The sequence below is a fragment of the Nonomuraea sp. NPDC052129 genome, from assembly GCF_040680095.1.
GTDB lineage: Bacteria > Actinomycetota > Actinomycetes > Streptosporangiales > Streptosporangiaceae > Nonomuraea.
This window is the reverse complement of record NZ_JBFAVX010000020.1, coordinates 1-13387: the sequence shown is the minus strand read 5'-3', so window position 1 is coordinate 13387 and position 13387 is coordinate 1. Positions and strand designations below refer to the sequence as shown.

Sequence of the window (13387 nt, the reverse complement as noted above, 5' to 3'; positions counted from 1 at the left end):
ACGCGATGAAACACCTCCCCCTGGCGGCGCTCGCCGTACTGGCGCTGGCCGCGACCGCGTGCGGCAGCGGCTTCGAGGACAAGCCGTCGGCCGCGCCGCAGAGCAGCGGCCCGGTCTCGCTGCGGATTCTCATCGCCTCCTCCGGCGACCCGGAGACGACGGCGGTCAAGCAGGCCGCGGACGCGTGGGCGAAGGCGAGCGGCAACCAGGCCACGGTCACCCCGGCGCAGGACATCCACCAGCAGCTCGGCCAGGCGTTCGCGGGCGGCACCCCGCCCGACGTCTTCTACGTGGACGCCTCGCGGTTCGCCGACTACGCCAGTGTCGGCGCACTGGAGCCGTACGGGGACAAGATCTCGAATCCGGACGACTTCTACCCGAGCCTGCGCACCACCTTCACCCGGGACGGCAAGTTCTACTGCGCGCCGAAGGACTTCTCCACGCTGGCGCTGATCGTCAACGACGGCCTGTGGAAGAAGGCGGGCCTGGCGGCGGCCGACGTACCGACCACGTGGGAACAGCTCACCGAGGCGGCCGGCAAGCTCAAGGCCAAGGGCATCACCCCGCTGGCGATCGGCGACACCCGCGACCGGATCGGCGCGTTCATGGTGCAGGCGGGCGGCTGGATCACCAGCGCCGACGGCAAGCAGGCCACCGGCGACAGCCCGGAGAACCTCAAGGCCCTGGAGTACGTCAAGACCCTGCTCCAGGACAAGCTGGCCCAGTCCCCCAAGCAGCTCGGCGCGGAGTGGGCCGGTGAGGCGTTCGGCAAGGGCAAGGCCGCGATGACGATCGAGGGCAACTGGATCAAGGGCGCGCTGAAGGCCGACTACCCCGACATCCAGTACACGGCCCACCCGCTGCCCGCCGGGGCCAAGCAGGGCACGCTGTCGTTCACGAACTGCTGGGGCATCGCGGCCAAGAGCGCCAACAAGACGGCCGCGATCGCCTTCGTCGAGGCGATGACCAAGGCCGACCAGCAGCTCGCGTTCGCCAAGGCGTTCGGGGTCATGCCGTCTCGGCAGTCGGCCAAGGACGCCTACGTCAAGGAGTTCCCCGCGGACACGGCGTTCGTGGACGGCGCCGCCTACGCCCAGGGCCCGGTGAACGCCGCCAAGATGGACAGCGTCCTGTCCGACTTCGACGCCGGGCTCCAGCAGCTCACCTCGCAGGACCCAAAAGCGCTGCTGGCCAGGCTGCAGAAGAACACGCAGTCCGCGCTGGGCGAGTGATGCGCCGCAGCCGGGCCAAGGACGACGTGACGGGGTGGCTGTTCGTCGCGCCGGTCGTGGTCATCCTCGGGGTGTTCCTGCTGCTGCCGATCCTGATGGCGATGTGGGTCAGCCTCACCTCGTGGAACGGCCAGGGCAGCCCGTTCAAGAGCGGCGTGCCGTTCGTCGGGCTGGAGAACTACGTCCGGCTGTTCACCCGCGACGACCTGGCCCGCGAGAACTTCATGATCAGCGTCCGGAACAACGTCTACTACGTGGCGATCGTCGTACCGCTGCAGACGGCGCTGGCGCTGGGCCTGGCCCTGATCGTGAACAGCCGCCTGCTCAAGGGCAAGTCGTTCTTCAGGAGCGCGTTCTACTTCCCGTCGGTCACCAGCTCGGTGGCGATCAGCGTGGTGTTCCTGTTCATCTTCAGCAACTCCGGGGCGCTCACGCAGCTGCTCGGCTTCTTCGGCATCCAGGGGCCGCAGTGGTTCTCCGACGCCAGAGGGGTCATCCACCTGCTGCTCGGCATGGACACGCCGCCGGCGGCGCTCGCCGGGGCGGGGCCGTTCGGCCTGTCGTGGTGGGAGTGGCTGTCCGGGCCGAGCGTGGCGATGTGCGCGATCATCGCGCTGGTGGTGTGGACGACGTCGGGCACGTTCATGCTGATGTTCCTGGCGGCGTTGCAGGACATCCCGGTGACGCTGGAGGAGGCGGCCGTGCTCGACGGGGCGGGGCGGTGGCAGCGCTTCCGGTACGTGACGCTGCCGATGCTCAGGCCGACGATGTTCCTGGTGCTGACGCTCGGGATGATCGGGAGCTGGCAGGTGTTCGATCAGATCTACGTCATGAGCAAGGGCGCTCCGGCCAAGACCACACTGACTCCGGCGTTCCTGTCGTACCGGACGGCGTTCCGGGACTTCGACTATGGGGCGGGGACGGCGATCTCGTTCGTGCTGTTCCTCATCATCGTGCTGCTGACGCTGTTCCAGCGGCGCGTGATGCGGGAGAGGAGGAGCTCGTGACACTCCCCATGAGGGGCAGGACGACGGGAGCCGGGGTGCGCAGGCTCGCGAGCACCTTCACCGGCTACGCGATCCTGATCTTCTTCGCGCTGGTGTTCATCTACCCGTTCGTCATCCAGGTCGCGAACTCGTTCAAGACCGAGCCGGACGCGGCCGCCTCACCGCTCTCGCCCATCCCGCAGCCGGGGACGCTGGCGGGGTTCGAGCGGGTGTTCAGCGGGACCGACATGCCGGTGTGGCTGGGCAACTCGCTGCTGGTGACACTCGTGCTGACGGTCGGGCGGGTGTTCCTCGACTCGCTGGCCGGGTACGCGCTGTCCAGGCTGAGGTTCCGCGGGCGGTCGGCGCTGTTCGGGGCGGTCATCGCGGTGATGGCCGTGCCGGGCGTAGTCCTCTTTATCCCGAAATTTCTGGTCCTCAATCAGTTGGGGATGTATGACAGCTATCTGGCGTTGATCCTGCCGATCCTCGTGGACGCGGCGGGGGTGTTCATCATGAAGCAGTTCTTCGACTCGATCCCGGCGGGGGTGGAGGAGGCGGCCCGGATCGACGGGGCGGGCGCGTTCCGTACGTTCTGGTCGGTAGTGCTGCCGATGGCGCGACCGGCGCTGATCACGCTGACGATCATCTCGTTCCAGAGCGCGTGGAACGAGTTCCCGCACACGCTGGTGGCCGTCCAGAGCCCGGCGCTGTTCACGCTGCCCCGGGGGCTGGCCGATCTGGTCAGCGGGTCGCTGGGAGGCGGCACGCAGTACCCGCTCAAGCTGGGGGCGGCGCTGCTCGCGACGATCCCGGTGGCGGTGATCTTCGTGATATTCCAGCGCCGGTTCGTCCGCGGCGCCAACGAGGGCAGCGACAAGGGCTGATCAATTTTCCCGTTACGCGGGTACGGGCACCGCCTGGAGGTCTTCCCATGCTTCGGCGCCCGATATATCGTCGCCCGTATGGTTAAGAGATCGCCAGTGATGAGCGAGCCCACGTACTTCGTACTGGCCGCGTTACTCGATGGGCCTTCGCATGGCTACGGGATCATCAAGCGGGCCGAGGAGCAGTCCGGTGGGCGGGTGCGGCTCGCCGTCGGCACCCTTTACGGCGCGCTGGACCGGCTGGCGGGCGACGGGCTGATCGCCGTGGACCGCGAGGAGACCGTCCAGGGCCGTCCCCGCCGCTACTACCGGCTGACCGAGGACGGACGTGCGGCTGTCATCAAGGAGGCGACGCGGATGGAGCAGGCCGCCCGGGTCGTCACGGGACGGATCGCCCCGGCGTTGGGGACGGCACGGGCATGAGCGAGGCGTTCACCGAAAGCTGGTACCGGCTGTTCCTGCGGGCCTTCCCCTCCGATCACCGCGCCGAATACGGCGCCGAGATCCTCGGCACGTTGATGAACGACTCGCCGCGCCGCGTCCCCTCGCCGCGGGAGACGGCCGCCCTCGTCACGGCGGGCTTCGCCGCCAGGGCCCGCAAGGCCGCCGAGGGACCCGCACCATGGTGGGCCGACGGCGTACATCTCGGCCTCCTGACGCTGGCCCTGGCCAATCTGGCGTACAACATCGCCGACCACGCCTCCCCCTGGTGGCTGGCCGCTTCGGCGGCGCTGGTGGTCGCGCTGCTGCGCGGCTGGGCGCTGGCGGCACTGCCCTTGGCCTTGGCGGTCGCGCTCTCGACCGGCCGGGCCATGCTGCTCGGGACCGAGGCGACGGGATGGTCGCCGTTCTTGGGCCCGGCGTACCACAACTGGGTCTCGTTGACGCCCTTCGGCCTGCTGGCGGTCGGGGCCGTGGTCCTCGCGGTCAGCAGGAGGTCGCGCGACCTGCGCACGCGACCGTGGTGGTGGCTGGCGATCCCGGCAGCCGCCTTCGTCCTCACCTACGCGCCCGGTTTCGGGGAGTACGGCGAGACCTGGCAGCTGGTCAGAGCGGGCATGGAAGGCGTCCTGCTCTTGGCAGGGGTGTGGGCCACCACCATCGCGCGTAGCCCGCGCTGGGCGTTGGCGGCGGCGATCTACGTCCTGCCGGGCTTGGCGTCCGCGCTCACCAACCCACCGTCGAGCCTGCGGTACACGGCCTATTGGTCGGCCCTTGCGGCTCTCCTGCTGATCATGGCCGCGACGGGATGGAGGCGCGCGGCCAAAGCCAGAGAGTGATCACTGGCTGTCGTACTCGTCGTGGCGGCGCCACCAGAAGCCGGTCTCGTTGCGGCCGAGTGGCGCGCGGTCGAGCCACTGGAACATGCCCCAGAGACCGTCCACCCCGCGCTCGTACGTCGAGTAGGTGTGATACACGACGTCATCCTCATCCTCATCCTCGTCAACCTCGAGCGCGAACGCGCTCATGCCGGGCCCTTGCTGCCGGTACGTCGGCCAGTCCGTGCCCACGCTCGACGCGAACTCGACGAGGACGGGATTCTCCTCACCCGACTCCGACGGCCGGACGTCCATCGAGCGGAAGTTGTACTCGACGACTCCCGACTGCCACTCCTCCTTGGTGTGCGTCACCCGGAAGTCGTAATTGAAGTCGCTTCCGAAGGATGAGGCCCAGGGGAAGCTCCAGCCCATCCGCCGCTTGTACGCCTGCAGTTTGGCGAGCGGGGCCTGCGACACCGCGCAGAGCGTGACGTCGTGGTCGGCGAGGTGGACGACGGAGCCGTTGAAGCCGTCGGCGATCGCCGAGCAGGACGGACATCCCGCCTGGTAGTCAGGCCCGAACATAAAGTGGTAGATGAGCAGCTGCGAGCGTCCCTCGAAGAGGTCGGCGAGGGACGCTGTGCCCTCGTCGGTCTCGAAGCGGTACTCCTTGTCGACGCGGACCCAGGGCAGCTCCTGCCGCTGCCGCGCCACTTGGTCGCCCTGCCGCGTCAGGGCCTTCTCGGCCTCGAGCAGCTCCAGCCGGGCCGCGAGCCACTCTTCACGTGTTCCGATCTTGTGGTCGATCATTGCCTTCTCCTTGTCGTATTAGGTCACGACTCCCCCTGTTCCTCACGTACCCAGATGCCGCTTGAGGGCGTCGAGACTGGAGTCCCAGTCACGGGCCAGCGCGGCGAGAAACTGCTGCGCGACCTGGATGGGGGCCGACTGGAGCCGGTAGCGGACGCGACGCCGCTCGCCGGGCTCGGCGATGACCAGCCCGGCTTCGGCGAGCAAGCCGAGGTGCTTGGCGATCGCCTGCCGGGTGATCGGCAGGCCGGCCGCCAGGTCCGTCGCCGTGGCCGGCCCGCGGGACGCGAGCGCGGCCAGGATGCTCCGCCGACTGGGATCGGCCAGCGCGGCGAAGACCTCTTCCGCGACGGCCTCCGGCTCACGCTCGGGCATCGAGGTATTCGACGAGCTCGTCCAGCTCGCTCTGCCATCCCTTGACGTTGCCGCCGTACGCGCCGGAGTAGAGGTCGTCGGGCAGTTGCGCGAAGCCGGATTCGACCACGGTGAGCCGGGTCCCTTCGACCTCCGGCTCAAGGGTGAACTCGACGTAGGTACGGCGCGGATCGTCGGCCGGCAGGCCGTTGATGCCCCAGGTGTAGCCGAACACGTGCGGCGGCTCGAGGCGCTCGATGCGCAGGTAGGCGTTGTGGCCGCCCTCGAAGGTCAGCTGGGCGAGGCCGCCGACACGCAGGTCGACGGTCGCCTTGTGACCGAACCACGTACCCAATCCCTCAGCCGTCGTGATCGCTTCCCACACCTTCGCGGGCGGGTGGGCGACGCTGATGCTGCGCTCGATGCGATCGGGAAAACCCATGACACACCTCCATCTGTTGCAACCATTCGGTTGCCACAACACTATGGCAACCATTCGGTTGCGTCAACTGGTCGGCTGGGTGAGTCGACCTGCGATGGTCCTTCGTAGGCTGCTATGAAGGTCGCCGTGACCCTTGTTGCGACTCGTGCTGGTACGGTCCGTGGCGTCGATCTCGGGGACGCGCTCGTCTGGCAGGGGATCCCCTATGCCGCTCCCCCCGTGGGCAAGCTCCGATTGCGCCCGCCGCAACCCCCGGTGCCCTGGCAGGGAGCGCGGGAAGCCACCGCGCCGGGAAACGCGGCCATGCAGTCCGTCCTGCCCGGCCTACCTGCGCCGGCCATGGACGAGGACTGCCTGTACGCGAACGTGGCGGCTCCTCCCCCGAACGGCCGGTTGAGGCCGGTGCTGGTGTGGGTGCACGGAGGTGGCTATCTCACCGGCAGCGGCATCGACATGTACGCCGACGGCAGCCTTTTCGCCCGCACCCATGATCTCGTCGTGGTCAGCTTCAACTACCGGCTGGGCAGCCTGGGCTTCCTCGACATCGGCGACTCCTCAGGCGTCTCAGGACTGCTCGACCAAATTCAGGCATTGCGCTGGGTACGGGAGAACATCGCGGCATTCGGCGGCGACCCGGAGCGAGTGACCCTGTACGGGTTGTCCGCAGGCGCCAAGAGCGTGGCCAACCTGCTGGCCACCCCGCTCACCCGAGGGCTGATCCACCGGGCCGCGTCCAGCAGCGGCGGCGGTGACCACGTCGCCACCCCGCCGCAGGCCAAGGCCGTGACCGTACGGTTCCTGCGGGAGCTCGGCGTGAGCGCCGACCGGGTGCGCGAGGTGCCCGCCGCCGAGATGCTCGCGGCGCAGGACGCCATCGCCACCGGAGCGAAGGCACTCTGGATCTGGCGACCGGTAATCGACGGAACCGTACTGGCCGGGCGGCCCATCGACGCCATCGCCGCGGGTGCCGCAGCCGGCATCCCCCTGCTCGCGCAGACCTGCGGGAACGAGGGCGGCACCTTCCAAATGCTGGACGCCAGTACTGCCGAGCAGGCGCCGAGGGTGCTGACCGAGCTGTTCGGCGCGGGCGAGGCGGACACGATGCTGGCCGCGTACCGCGAGAGCCGACCGGACCTCGACGACACCGCACTCGGCCTGGCCGTCCTGGGTGACGAACGGTACGGCATCCCCACAACCCGGCTGGCCGAAGCGCAGGCGAGACACGCACCGGTGTGGCGATCCCGCTACGACGGCCCGTTTCCTGGGGTACCCGCCACGACCCCCCTGGGCAGGCTGCTGCGCGGCGGGCACGGCGCGGACGGGCCGATGATCTGGCAGTCGATCCCACTCACCGACCCCGCCGACCAGACACTGTCGGCAGAACTGCACGACACCTGGGGACGCTTCGCCCGGGGTGACGCGCCCGGCTGGGCACCCCACGACACCGAACACCGCCAGACCATGATCTTCGACACCGGCCAGAGCCGGGTCGAAGCCGATCCACGCCCGGCCGAACGCCGCGCCTGGAACGACCGCGCCTGGCCCTCAGGCACCTGGTGGCACCTCGACGGCCTCACCTGAGACGGCCTTCACCTGAACAGCCCGGCCAGGCTGCGGCGGAGCGAGCCCGGTCACGTCAGTAGTGGTGCGGTGCACCTCAAAAAGGCTCAACTCGCTTCGCGAAGGGGTTGGAACTGGACGGTGAGACGTAGGCCGAGGGCTTCGGCGAAGCGTTCCAGCATGGGGATTGTCGGCATGGTGCCACCGGCTTCGAACCGAGCCACCGCCGGCTGCTGAAGACCTGCGCGCTCGGCCAGCTCTGACTGGGTCAAGCCAAGCTCTTCGCGGCGCAGCCGTACGGCCTCGCCCAGCTCGAAGCGGATCCGAGCGGCTTCGTACGCGGCTCCGGCGCCCGGACGGTTCATGATTTCGGCGCGCTTGTCAGTCCATGCCTTGCGCTCGCTCACGTCACTCATCCTCATCCGCCGTGTGAGCCTCGGCGATGCACCGATTCATAGCTCGCACAGCTCGTTTGACTTCGGCCGTCTCGCGCATCCGCTGCTTGCGGAACACCGTCAGCAGAATGATCCGTCTGCCTGATGCGATCCAGTATGTGATGCGCACAGCCTCTTGAGAGAGATGGAACCGAAGCTCCCTAAGCGTTGCCATGCAGTTGCCTGGTGTACGGCTCGTCGAGCAGCACTCCACGCCACGCCAGCAAATCGACATAGAAGACCGCCGTTTCCTGATCCTCCTGGCTGAGCGAGTCGAACCACTTGTCGACCTCAGGTTCCAACTCCACCTCTCCCCAATTCATAACACGGACGTTATAGCGCAGGCAAGCGCGATGTCCCTGAAATGAGAGATCAGCCCAGGTCACGGGCTACGCTCGCCCATTTGGGCGAAACGGTCCACTCCGGCCCCGCGCCGATGGACGGCCCTCTGTCAGCGGCCGTATCTCTGGGGCCAGGGATACGGCCACTGAACCCGCACATGGTCCAGGTGCCGTTACGCGCGGACGGGCACAGCCCGGCGTCGGGCCTTCCAACGGGCGGGTCCGCTGATGCCAAGCAACCGCACGGTTCCTCTTGCACAGCGGCCCGGCTTCCCAGTCGCGATGGATGAAGTACATCAGATGTGGATCCCAGAGGTGATGACGGCATGGTCGGCCATGTCACTGCCCTTCCGGTGCGTGATTGGATGTTCGCGGTCCAGAACCCGGTCAACGGTGGCGCGTCCGACAGAGAACACATCTATCAGCTCCGCGATGGTGTGGACGCCGGTGGCGTGCATGCGCACGAGCCCCGGAAAGCCCAGGACATCTATGCCGAAAGTGACATCGCCTGCGCCCCGCCGAGCGGCTGGGCACGCGCGGGGTCATGTCCGCATGACGGACGCGAGGAGTGCCAGCTTGTCGGCGCTGTCGGTGCCGGGGTCCGGGTGGAGGACGACGAGTGTCTGGCCTGTCGCGCCGCTGACGGCCAGTCTCTCCCGGTTCAGCCACAGGTCACCGAGCTGGGGGTGGTCGATGCGCTTGGGTGTGCCTTCGCATGTGTTCACGTCGTGGCGGGCCCAGAGCCTGCTGAAGCGAGGGCTGGCGAGGGAGAGTTCGCCGACGAGTTCGATGAATCGGGGGTCGTCCGTGTCGGTGCCGACCGACTCGCGGAAGCCGGCGACCATGCCCTGCGCGGCGTCCTCCCAGTCCGGGTATAGGGCCTGCTCGGCGGGGTCGAGGAACACGTCCCGCAGGCGGTTGCCCCCCGCCACGAGTCGCGGTGACAGAGCGGTCGCCAGCGCGTTGGCGGCGAGGACGTCGAAGTAGCGGCCCTCCACGTACGCGGGGAGCGCAAGCGTGACGACGAGCTTGGCGACGCCCGGAGGGACGGTCTCCTTCCGGGGCCGCCGCCGACGCCGCCGGGGTTTTCCCGCCCCGAGGCGTAGCAAGTAGGCCGTCGCGTCGTCGTCGAGCAGCAGCACGCGGGCAAGCGACTCGAGGACCTGCGCGGAGGGGTTGCGGTCGCGGCCCTGCTCCAGGCGTAGGTAGTAGTCGGCGCTGATGCCGGCGAGCATCGCGACCTCCTCCCGGCGCAGGCCCGACACGCGCCGTACGCCCACGGAGGGGATGCCGGCCTGTTCAGGAGTGACGAGCTCCCGGCGGGCGCGTACGTAATCGCCAAGAAGGTTGGATTCGTCGCTCATGTCCCCACGGTAGTTCGCGCGCCTTCGTGCGTGCCTGGTCCTGTCACCCCCAGGATCGCGGGGGCTCTGGCTCCGTCAGCGGGTGGGCGGAAATCTCGCTTCCGGCACGAACACCGGCGATATCGGCCGATGATCCCTTCCGCGAGCAAGGAGCTACACCATGTCAACATATTTGCTGGTACACGGGGCCTGGCACAGTGGGCGATGCTGGGAGCGGGTGGTCCCGTTGCTGGCATCGGCCGGGCATCGGGTGCTCGCGCCGTCGCTGACCGGCTTCGGCGACAAGGCGCATCTGCTCGGCCCCGAGGTAGGGCTGGACACGCACGTCGACGACGTCGTCAGGCTGATCACCGAGCAGGACCTCACCGACGTGATCCTGGTGGGCCACAGCTACGCCGGGCTGGTCATCTCGTCCGCCGCCAACCGGATCCCGGATCGAATCGCCCATCTGGTCTATCTCGACGCGATGGTCCCGGAGGACGGCGAGAGCGCGATGGATGTGCATCCCATGACCCAGGCCCTCATCGACCGTGCCGCGGAATCCGGGGTCGGGTGGCGGATCCCGCCGATGCCCGAGTTGCCGCCGCCCCTGGGCCTGTTCGGGGTCACCGAGCCGACGGACGTGGCGTGGCTGCGGACGATGTTGTCGGATCAGCCGGTGCTCTGCTTCCGGCAACCGGTCCGGCTGGACAACCCGGCCGTACGCACGATCGCGCGGGCGCACATTCACTGCGTCGCCCGCGCACCGGAGGGCATCAAGCGGCGGCCCGTCCCAGCGATACAGCCCAACGGCAGCCCGGCACAGGTGTGGGAACTGGAGACGGGCCACGACTGCATGATCACCATGCCGGCCGAGCTCACCGAACTACTGCTCAAGCTCGGCTGACCCGCCCACCCTGCGGCCGAAGACCCGGGCTGACCGTTTGCACTGCCCTTAGGTGGGCTCGGCTGGTTGATCAAGGCCGAGCTTCGTGCGTAGGCGGGTGACGCCGGCGTGGAGGGCGGGGGGCACCGTGATCAGGATGACTATGGCGTCGCTGAGGCTGTTCCGTGCGGTTTCCACGATCATCCAGCCGAGCAGCAGGGTCAGTGGGGTCCAGGTGCGCAGGTCTGTCCGTAAGATCCAGCGGAGTACGGACAGCAGATAGTCGGCCGGCATGTGCCGTCTGGGGCGGCGCAGGTTCAGAGCCAGAGCGGGCATGCTGAGAGCCAGCCTGAGCGCGAAGCGAGTGCGGGCCCGCCGGTCCCGCAGTACGTCGAGCTCGCCGAGCCATTCGTCCACATAGCTCGCTCTCACCGCCGCCGGGAGAAGCAGCGCGCCGAGGACGAGCACCTGGTACGTCGCGCCGGTGTCCCCGAGCAGGTGGGTCAGGCGGCCGCGGGCGATCGATTCGAGTTCGTCCGCGACGGCACGCAGGCCGAGGTGCCCGGCGAGCGGTGCGATGATGTCCAGCGTCTGCTCGCTCTTCTGCCGCTGTTTCTCCTGGTCGAGGTGCTGGATGGTGCGCATGTTGTGCAGCCGGTCGAGCACCTTCAGGGCGAGGACGCGGTTGTCCGCGGCGTCCATGGCCGCCTGATCGTCCCTGTGGCCGAGCTCGGTCATGTTCTTGACCAGCGTGGTGATCTCGTCGCCGAACTCCGCGCGGAGCTGTGCGGCGTCGCATCCGGTGTCCTCGATCACATCGTGGAGCAGGGCGGCGCAGACAGTGGCACAGTCCAGGCCGGCGTCGATCGCGATCTCCGCCACGGCGACGGGGTGGGTGATGTACGGGTCGCCACTCTTGCGCACCTGGCCTGCGTGGCAGCGGGCGGCGAACTCGTAAGCACGCTGGATCCGGCCACGCTCCACAGCCGTCGATTCGGCGGGCAGCCGAGCCAGCAGCGGCTCCAGTAAGCCGGTCATGACGTCGCCGGCCGAAGGTTCACGGCAGTTCCGCGAGACCGCTCGGCTCGCTCAAGGGCGGCACGAGCCCGGAGAGCGCCCTTCTCGGTCAGCGTGTAGTAGTAGCGGGCGCGGCGGCCCTGGGCCAGGTGCTCGGCCGCGGCCTCCTTGCGGCGCTCGATCCAGCCGAACTCACGCTCCAGCCTGGCCAGGATCGGGTAGATGGTGCCGCTGAGCTGAGCGGTCTTCTCGCACAGTTCCAGCCCGTAGCGGCGCTTGGTCGGGTCGGACAGCATCTCTTCCAGCACGAGCATCGTCTGCAGGGTCATCCGCGGACCATCCGTCATATGTAGAACTCTAGATATCCAACACGGAACGTGACATCACCTCGCGGGTGACAACCATGTGCCACCCGCTCGATATGCGCGCCACGGGAGCCGTCCCAGCCCGCGGTCACGGCACAAATTCTTGTTTTCGCAGCTGGACCGCGTCTCGCGTGTCCCACCGTGTCCCACGGACGCCGCGCGCGACCTCGCCGCGGTGGTCGGATGAGTCCTGTCACCACGTACCAGCACCAACCCGACGAGAAAGGCAGTGACAGGACATGGACCAGCACGTAAGCGACGGCGTCAAGGACATAGAGCAGCAGCCCAAGGGGCGCCGAACGAGGTTCACGCTCAACGGCGCGCTCTGGTCGCTTCAAGCGTTGTTCGGCTTCTTCTTCGCCGGCAGCGGTTTCGGCAAAGTGCTGTTGTACGACGGAGCCCTGTATGCGGCGGCGCCCCGGGCCGTGGCTTGGTATGCCGCAGTGCCGCAGCCCCTGATCGTCTTCATCGGGGTCTGTGAGGTACTGGGCGGCGTCGGCCTGATCCTGCCGGCGATGACGGGAGTCAAACCGAAGCTGACACCGCTCGCCGCCGCCGGCCTGACACTGACGATGATCCTCGCGGCTGGTTTTCACATCATCCGCGGCGAATACGCATTGGTGCCGGCGAATATCTTGCTGGGCGGCGTCGCGGCGATCATCGCGGTCGGACGAGGGAAACTGAGGCCCGTCGCGCCCGCGACCATCACCACCTCACGCGTACTCAAGTCGTTGGCGGTCCTCGGCGTGCTGGCCCTGCTGGCTTTCGCTCCGACGTGGTACACGATGACCAACGTCCCATTCTGATCACCTCCGTTCCGCACGCCGACCGCCCCGACCACCTCACCCAGCATGAGCAACGCGTGGTGAGCCAGGGAATCACCTGATCAATCGATACCGCGAGTGTCGTGGTCGCATCAGTTCAGTGGCATGGAGACGGAGGAGTCCCAAGCCTTCACTCCGGCCAGCTTGGTGTAGAGGGTAGAGCAGCTGTCGCCCCCAGTGATGATGCCCATCGCACGCACCATGGTGCTTCCGCTCATACCCTGGTACACCGCGCCACCCGAATCCCCCGGCAGGGACGTCGTGCAGTCGTACTGCCCGTCCCCGTCCTGGTCGGACTGGATGAACGCCAGATGACGCACGTACACCCCACCGACGATCCCCTCCCAGCTCGCGTCGGTCACGATCTGCCGGCAGATCTGGCCTGTCCTGATACCACTGGTGCAGACGGAGGTGCCGTTCGCGGGAGTCGACCAGCTCACGTCCCCGACCAGCAGAGACGAACAACCGCCCGAAAGGGAGGTTGTCACTTCAGGTGTGTAAAGATCGTTCCTGAGAGCTTGAGAGCGGTCTTTACCTGATGCGGCCTGGATAGGCGATGTCGAGTTCGATGAGTGCTTCGCGCCAGCCGATGGTGCGCTGTCCTTCGATCAGGCGGGCGGTGCTGGGCGAGTTCTTGATCTTTCCGG

General features: G+C 67.9%; 19 protein-coding genes. 8 read left to right on the top strand and 11 right to left on the bottom strand.

The window, feature by feature from the left end; translation table 11 throughout:
- The first annotated feature begins 5 nt into the window (after positions 1-5).
- The 5 genes from AB0L53_RS35120 to AB0L53_RS35100 all read left to right on the top strand — a co-directional run bounded on the left by AB0L53_RS35120 (position 6) and on the right by AB0L53_RS35100 (position 4385).
- The gene (locus AB0L53_RS35120; RefSeq protein WP_364003352.1) at positions 6-1232 is read left to right on the top strand and encodes an extracellular solute-binding protein; all 1227 of its coding nucleotides are present in this window, start codon (positions 6-8) and stop codon (positions 1230-1232) included.
- Positions 1232-2239, top strand: a complete 1008-nt coding sequence (locus AB0L53_RS35115; protein WP_364003738.1) for a sugar ABC transporter permease — start codon at positions 1232-1234, stop codon at positions 2237-2239. Before AB0L53_RS35120 ends, AB0L53_RS35115 begins: the two co-directional genes overlap by 1 nt.
- Positions 2236-3105: a carbohydrate ABC transporter permease gene (locus tag AB0L53_RS35110; RefSeq protein ID WP_364003349.1), complete on the top strand. Its 870-nt coding sequence runs from the start codon at positions 2236-2238 to the stop codon at positions 3103-3105. The genes AB0L53_RS35115 and AB0L53_RS35110 overlap by 4 nt, the downstream gene beginning before the upstream one ends.
- Positions 3106-3204: 99 nt before the next feature.
- Positions 3205-3528 carry a PadR family transcriptional regulator gene (locus tag AB0L53_RS35105; RefSeq protein WP_364003346.1) on the top strand — a complete coding sequence of 108 codons (324 nt, stop codon included), beginning with the start codon at positions 3205-3207 and terminating at the stop codon, positions 3526-3528.
- The gene (locus AB0L53_RS35100) at positions 3525-4385 is read left to right on the top strand and encodes a hypothetical protein (protein WP_364003343.1); all 861 of its coding nucleotides are present in this window, start codon (positions 3525-3527) and stop codon (positions 4383-4385) included. The genes AB0L53_RS35105 and AB0L53_RS35100 overlap by 4 nt, the downstream gene beginning before the upstream one ends.
- Here the strand turns inward: AB0L53_RS35100 and AB0L53_RS35095 are convergent, their stop codons facing one another.
- The 3 genes from AB0L53_RS35095 to AB0L53_RS35085 are packed head-to-tail and all read right to left on the bottom strand — an operon-like array spanning position 4386 to position 5970.
- On the bottom strand, positions 4386-5174 hold the full coding sequence (locus tag AB0L53_RS35095; protein ID WP_364003340.1) for a thioredoxin family protein: 789 nt from the start codon (positions 5172-5174) through the stop codon (positions 4386-4388).
- A 42-nt stretch (positions 5175-5216) separates the two neighbouring features.
- Positions 5217-5549 carry a metalloregulator ArsR/SmtB family transcription factor gene (locus AB0L53_RS35090; RefSeq protein ID WP_357955765.1) on the bottom strand — a complete coding sequence of 111 codons (333 nt, stop codon included), beginning with the start codon at positions 5547-5549 and terminating at the stop codon, positions 5217-5219.
- Positions 5536-5970, bottom strand: a complete 435-nt coding sequence (locus tag AB0L53_RS35085) for an SRPBCC domain-containing protein (RefSeq protein ID WP_364003337.1) — start codon at positions 5968-5970, stop codon at positions 5536-5538. The genes AB0L53_RS35090 and AB0L53_RS35085 overlap by 14 nt, the downstream gene beginning before the upstream one ends.
- Positions 5971-6096: 126 nt before the next feature.
- Here AB0L53_RS35085 and AB0L53_RS35080 point away from each other — a divergent pair, with 126 nt between their 5' ends.
- Positions 6097-7551, top strand: coding sequence for a carboxylesterase family protein (locus AB0L53_RS35080; protein WP_364003334.1), 1455 nt, complete (start codon positions 6097-6099; stop codon positions 7549-7551).
- Positions 7552-7637: 86 nt separating this feature from the next.
- Here the strand turns inward: AB0L53_RS35080 and AB0L53_RS35075 are convergent, their stop codons facing one another.
- The 5 genes from AB0L53_RS35075 to AB0L53_RS35055 form a co-directional block, all read right to left on the bottom strand.
- Positions 7638-7937 (bottom strand): helix-turn-helix transcriptional regulator, encoded by a 300-nt coding sequence (locus AB0L53_RS35075; protein ID WP_364003331.1) that lies wholly within the window; start codon positions 7935-7937, stop codon positions 7638-7640.
- A 1-nt stretch (position 7938) separates the two neighbouring features.
- Complete coding sequence (locus AB0L53_RS35070; protein ID WP_364003328.1) at positions 7939-8139, bottom strand: type II toxin-antitoxin system RelE/ParE family toxin; 201 nt, start codon at positions 8137-8139, stop codon at positions 7939-7941.
- The gene (locus AB0L53_RS35065) at positions 8126-8287 is read right to left on the bottom strand and encodes a hypothetical protein (RefSeq protein WP_364003325.1); all 162 of its coding nucleotides are present in this window, start codon (positions 8285-8287) and stop codon (positions 8126-8128) included. The genes AB0L53_RS35070 and AB0L53_RS35065 overlap by 14 nt, the downstream gene beginning before the upstream one ends.
- A 314-nt stretch (positions 8288-8601) precedes the next feature.
- Positions 8602-8763, bottom strand: a complete 162-nt coding sequence (locus tag AB0L53_RS35060) for a hypothetical protein (protein WP_364003322.1) — start codon at positions 8761-8763, stop codon at positions 8602-8604.
- Positions 8764-8847: 84 nt separating this feature from the next.
- A complete protein-coding gene (locus AB0L53_RS35055; protein WP_364003319.1) occupies positions 8848-9669 on the bottom strand; it encodes a helix-turn-helix transcriptional regulator in 822 nt (273 codons plus the stop codon).
- A 160-nt stretch (positions 9670-9829) separates the two neighbouring features.
- Between AB0L53_RS35055 and AB0L53_RS35050 the strand changes: the two genes are divergently transcribed.
- Positions 9830-10555, top strand: coding sequence for an alpha/beta fold hydrolase (locus AB0L53_RS35050; protein WP_364003316.1), 726 nt, complete (start codon positions 9830-9832; stop codon positions 10553-10555).
- Between the two features lie 48 nt (positions 10556-10603).
- Here AB0L53_RS35050 and AB0L53_RS35045 read toward each other — a convergent pair whose 3' ends face one another.
- Both AB0L53_RS35045 and AB0L53_RS35040 read right to left on the bottom strand, forming a co-directional pair.
- Entirely contained in the window at positions 10604-11572 is a 969-nt protein-coding gene (locus AB0L53_RS35045) for an HD domain-containing protein (protein ID WP_364003313.1), read from the bottom strand.
- Complete coding sequence (locus AB0L53_RS35040) at positions 11569-11898, bottom strand: helix-turn-helix transcriptional regulator (protein ID WP_364003310.1); 330 nt, start codon at positions 11896-11898, stop codon at positions 11569-11571. Before AB0L53_RS35040 ends, AB0L53_RS35045 begins: the two co-directional genes overlap by 4 nt.
- Before the next feature lie 257 nt (positions 11899-12155).
- On the opposite strand from AB0L53_RS35040, the gene AB0L53_RS35035 reads away from it, so the two are divergent.
- Positions 12156-12722, top strand: coding sequence for a DoxX family protein (locus AB0L53_RS35035; RefSeq protein ID WP_364003307.1), 567 nt, complete (start codon positions 12156-12158; stop codon positions 12720-12722).
- A 110-nt stretch (positions 12723-12832) separates the two neighbouring features.
- Here the strand turns inward: AB0L53_RS35035 and AB0L53_RS35030 are convergent, their stop codons facing one another.
- Complete coding sequence (locus AB0L53_RS35030; protein WP_364003304.1) at positions 12833-13228, bottom strand: hypothetical protein; 396 nt, start codon at positions 13226-13228, stop codon at positions 12833-12835.
- Positions 13229-13387: the final 159 nt, after the last annotated feature.

Coding starts and splice junctions, on each gene's coding strand:
- AB0L53_RS35120 (WP_364003352.1), top strand. CDS start 6: ATGAAACACCTCCCCCTGGCGGCGCTCGCCGTACTGGCGCTGGCCGCG.
- AB0L53_RS35115 (WP_364003738.1), top strand. CDS start 1,232: ATGCGCCGCAGCCGGGCCAAGGACGACGTGACGGGGTGGCTGTTCGTC.
- AB0L53_RS35105 (WP_364003346.1), top strand. CDS start 3,205: ATGAGCGAGCCCACGTACTTCGTACTGGCCGCGTTACTCGATGGGCCT.
- AB0L53_RS35100 (WP_364003343.1), top strand. CDS start 3,525: ATGAGCGAGGCGTTCACCGAAAGCTGGTACCGGCTGTTCCTGCGGGCC.
- AB0L53_RS35095 (WP_364003340.1), bottom strand. CDS start 5,174: ATGATCGACCACAAGATCGGAACACGTGAAGAGTGGCTCGCGGCCCGG.
- AB0L53_RS35090 (WP_357955765.1), bottom strand. CDS start 5,549: ATGCCCGAGCGTGAGCCGGAGGCCGTCGCGGAAGAGGTCTTCGCCGCG.
- AB0L53_RS35085 (WP_364003337.1), bottom strand. CDS start 5,970: ATGGGTTTTCCCGATCGCATCGAGCGCAGCATCAGCGTCGCCCACCCG.
- AB0L53_RS35070 (WP_364003328.1), bottom strand. CDS start 8,139: ATGGCAACGCTTAGGGAGCTTCGGTTCCATCTCTCTCAAGAGGCTGTG.
- AB0L53_RS35065 (WP_364003325.1), bottom strand. CDS start 8,287: ATGAATTGGGGAGAGGTGGAGTTGGAACCTGAGGTCGACAAGTGGTTC.
- AB0L53_RS35060 (WP_364003322.1), bottom strand. CDS start 8,763: ATGCACGCCACCGGCGTCCACACCATCGCGGAGCTGATAGATGTGTTC.
- AB0L53_RS35055 (WP_364003319.1), bottom strand. CDS start 9,669: ATGAGCGACGAATCCAACCTTCTTGGCGATTACGTACGCGCCCGCCGG.
- AB0L53_RS35050 (WP_364003316.1), top strand. CDS start 9,830: ATGTCAACATATTTGCTGGTACACGGGGCCTGGCACAGTGGGCGATGC.
- AB0L53_RS35045 (WP_364003313.1), bottom strand. CDS start 11,572: ATGACCGGCTTACTGGAGCCGCTGCTGGCTCGGCTGCCCGCCGAATCG.
- AB0L53_RS35040 (WP_364003310.1), bottom strand. CDS start 11,898: ATGACGGATGGTCCGCGGATGACCCTGCAGACGATGCTCGTGCTGGAA.
- AB0L53_RS35035 (WP_364003307.1), top strand. CDS start 12,156: ATGGACCAGCACGTAAGCGACGGCGTCAAGGACATAGAGCAGCAGCCC.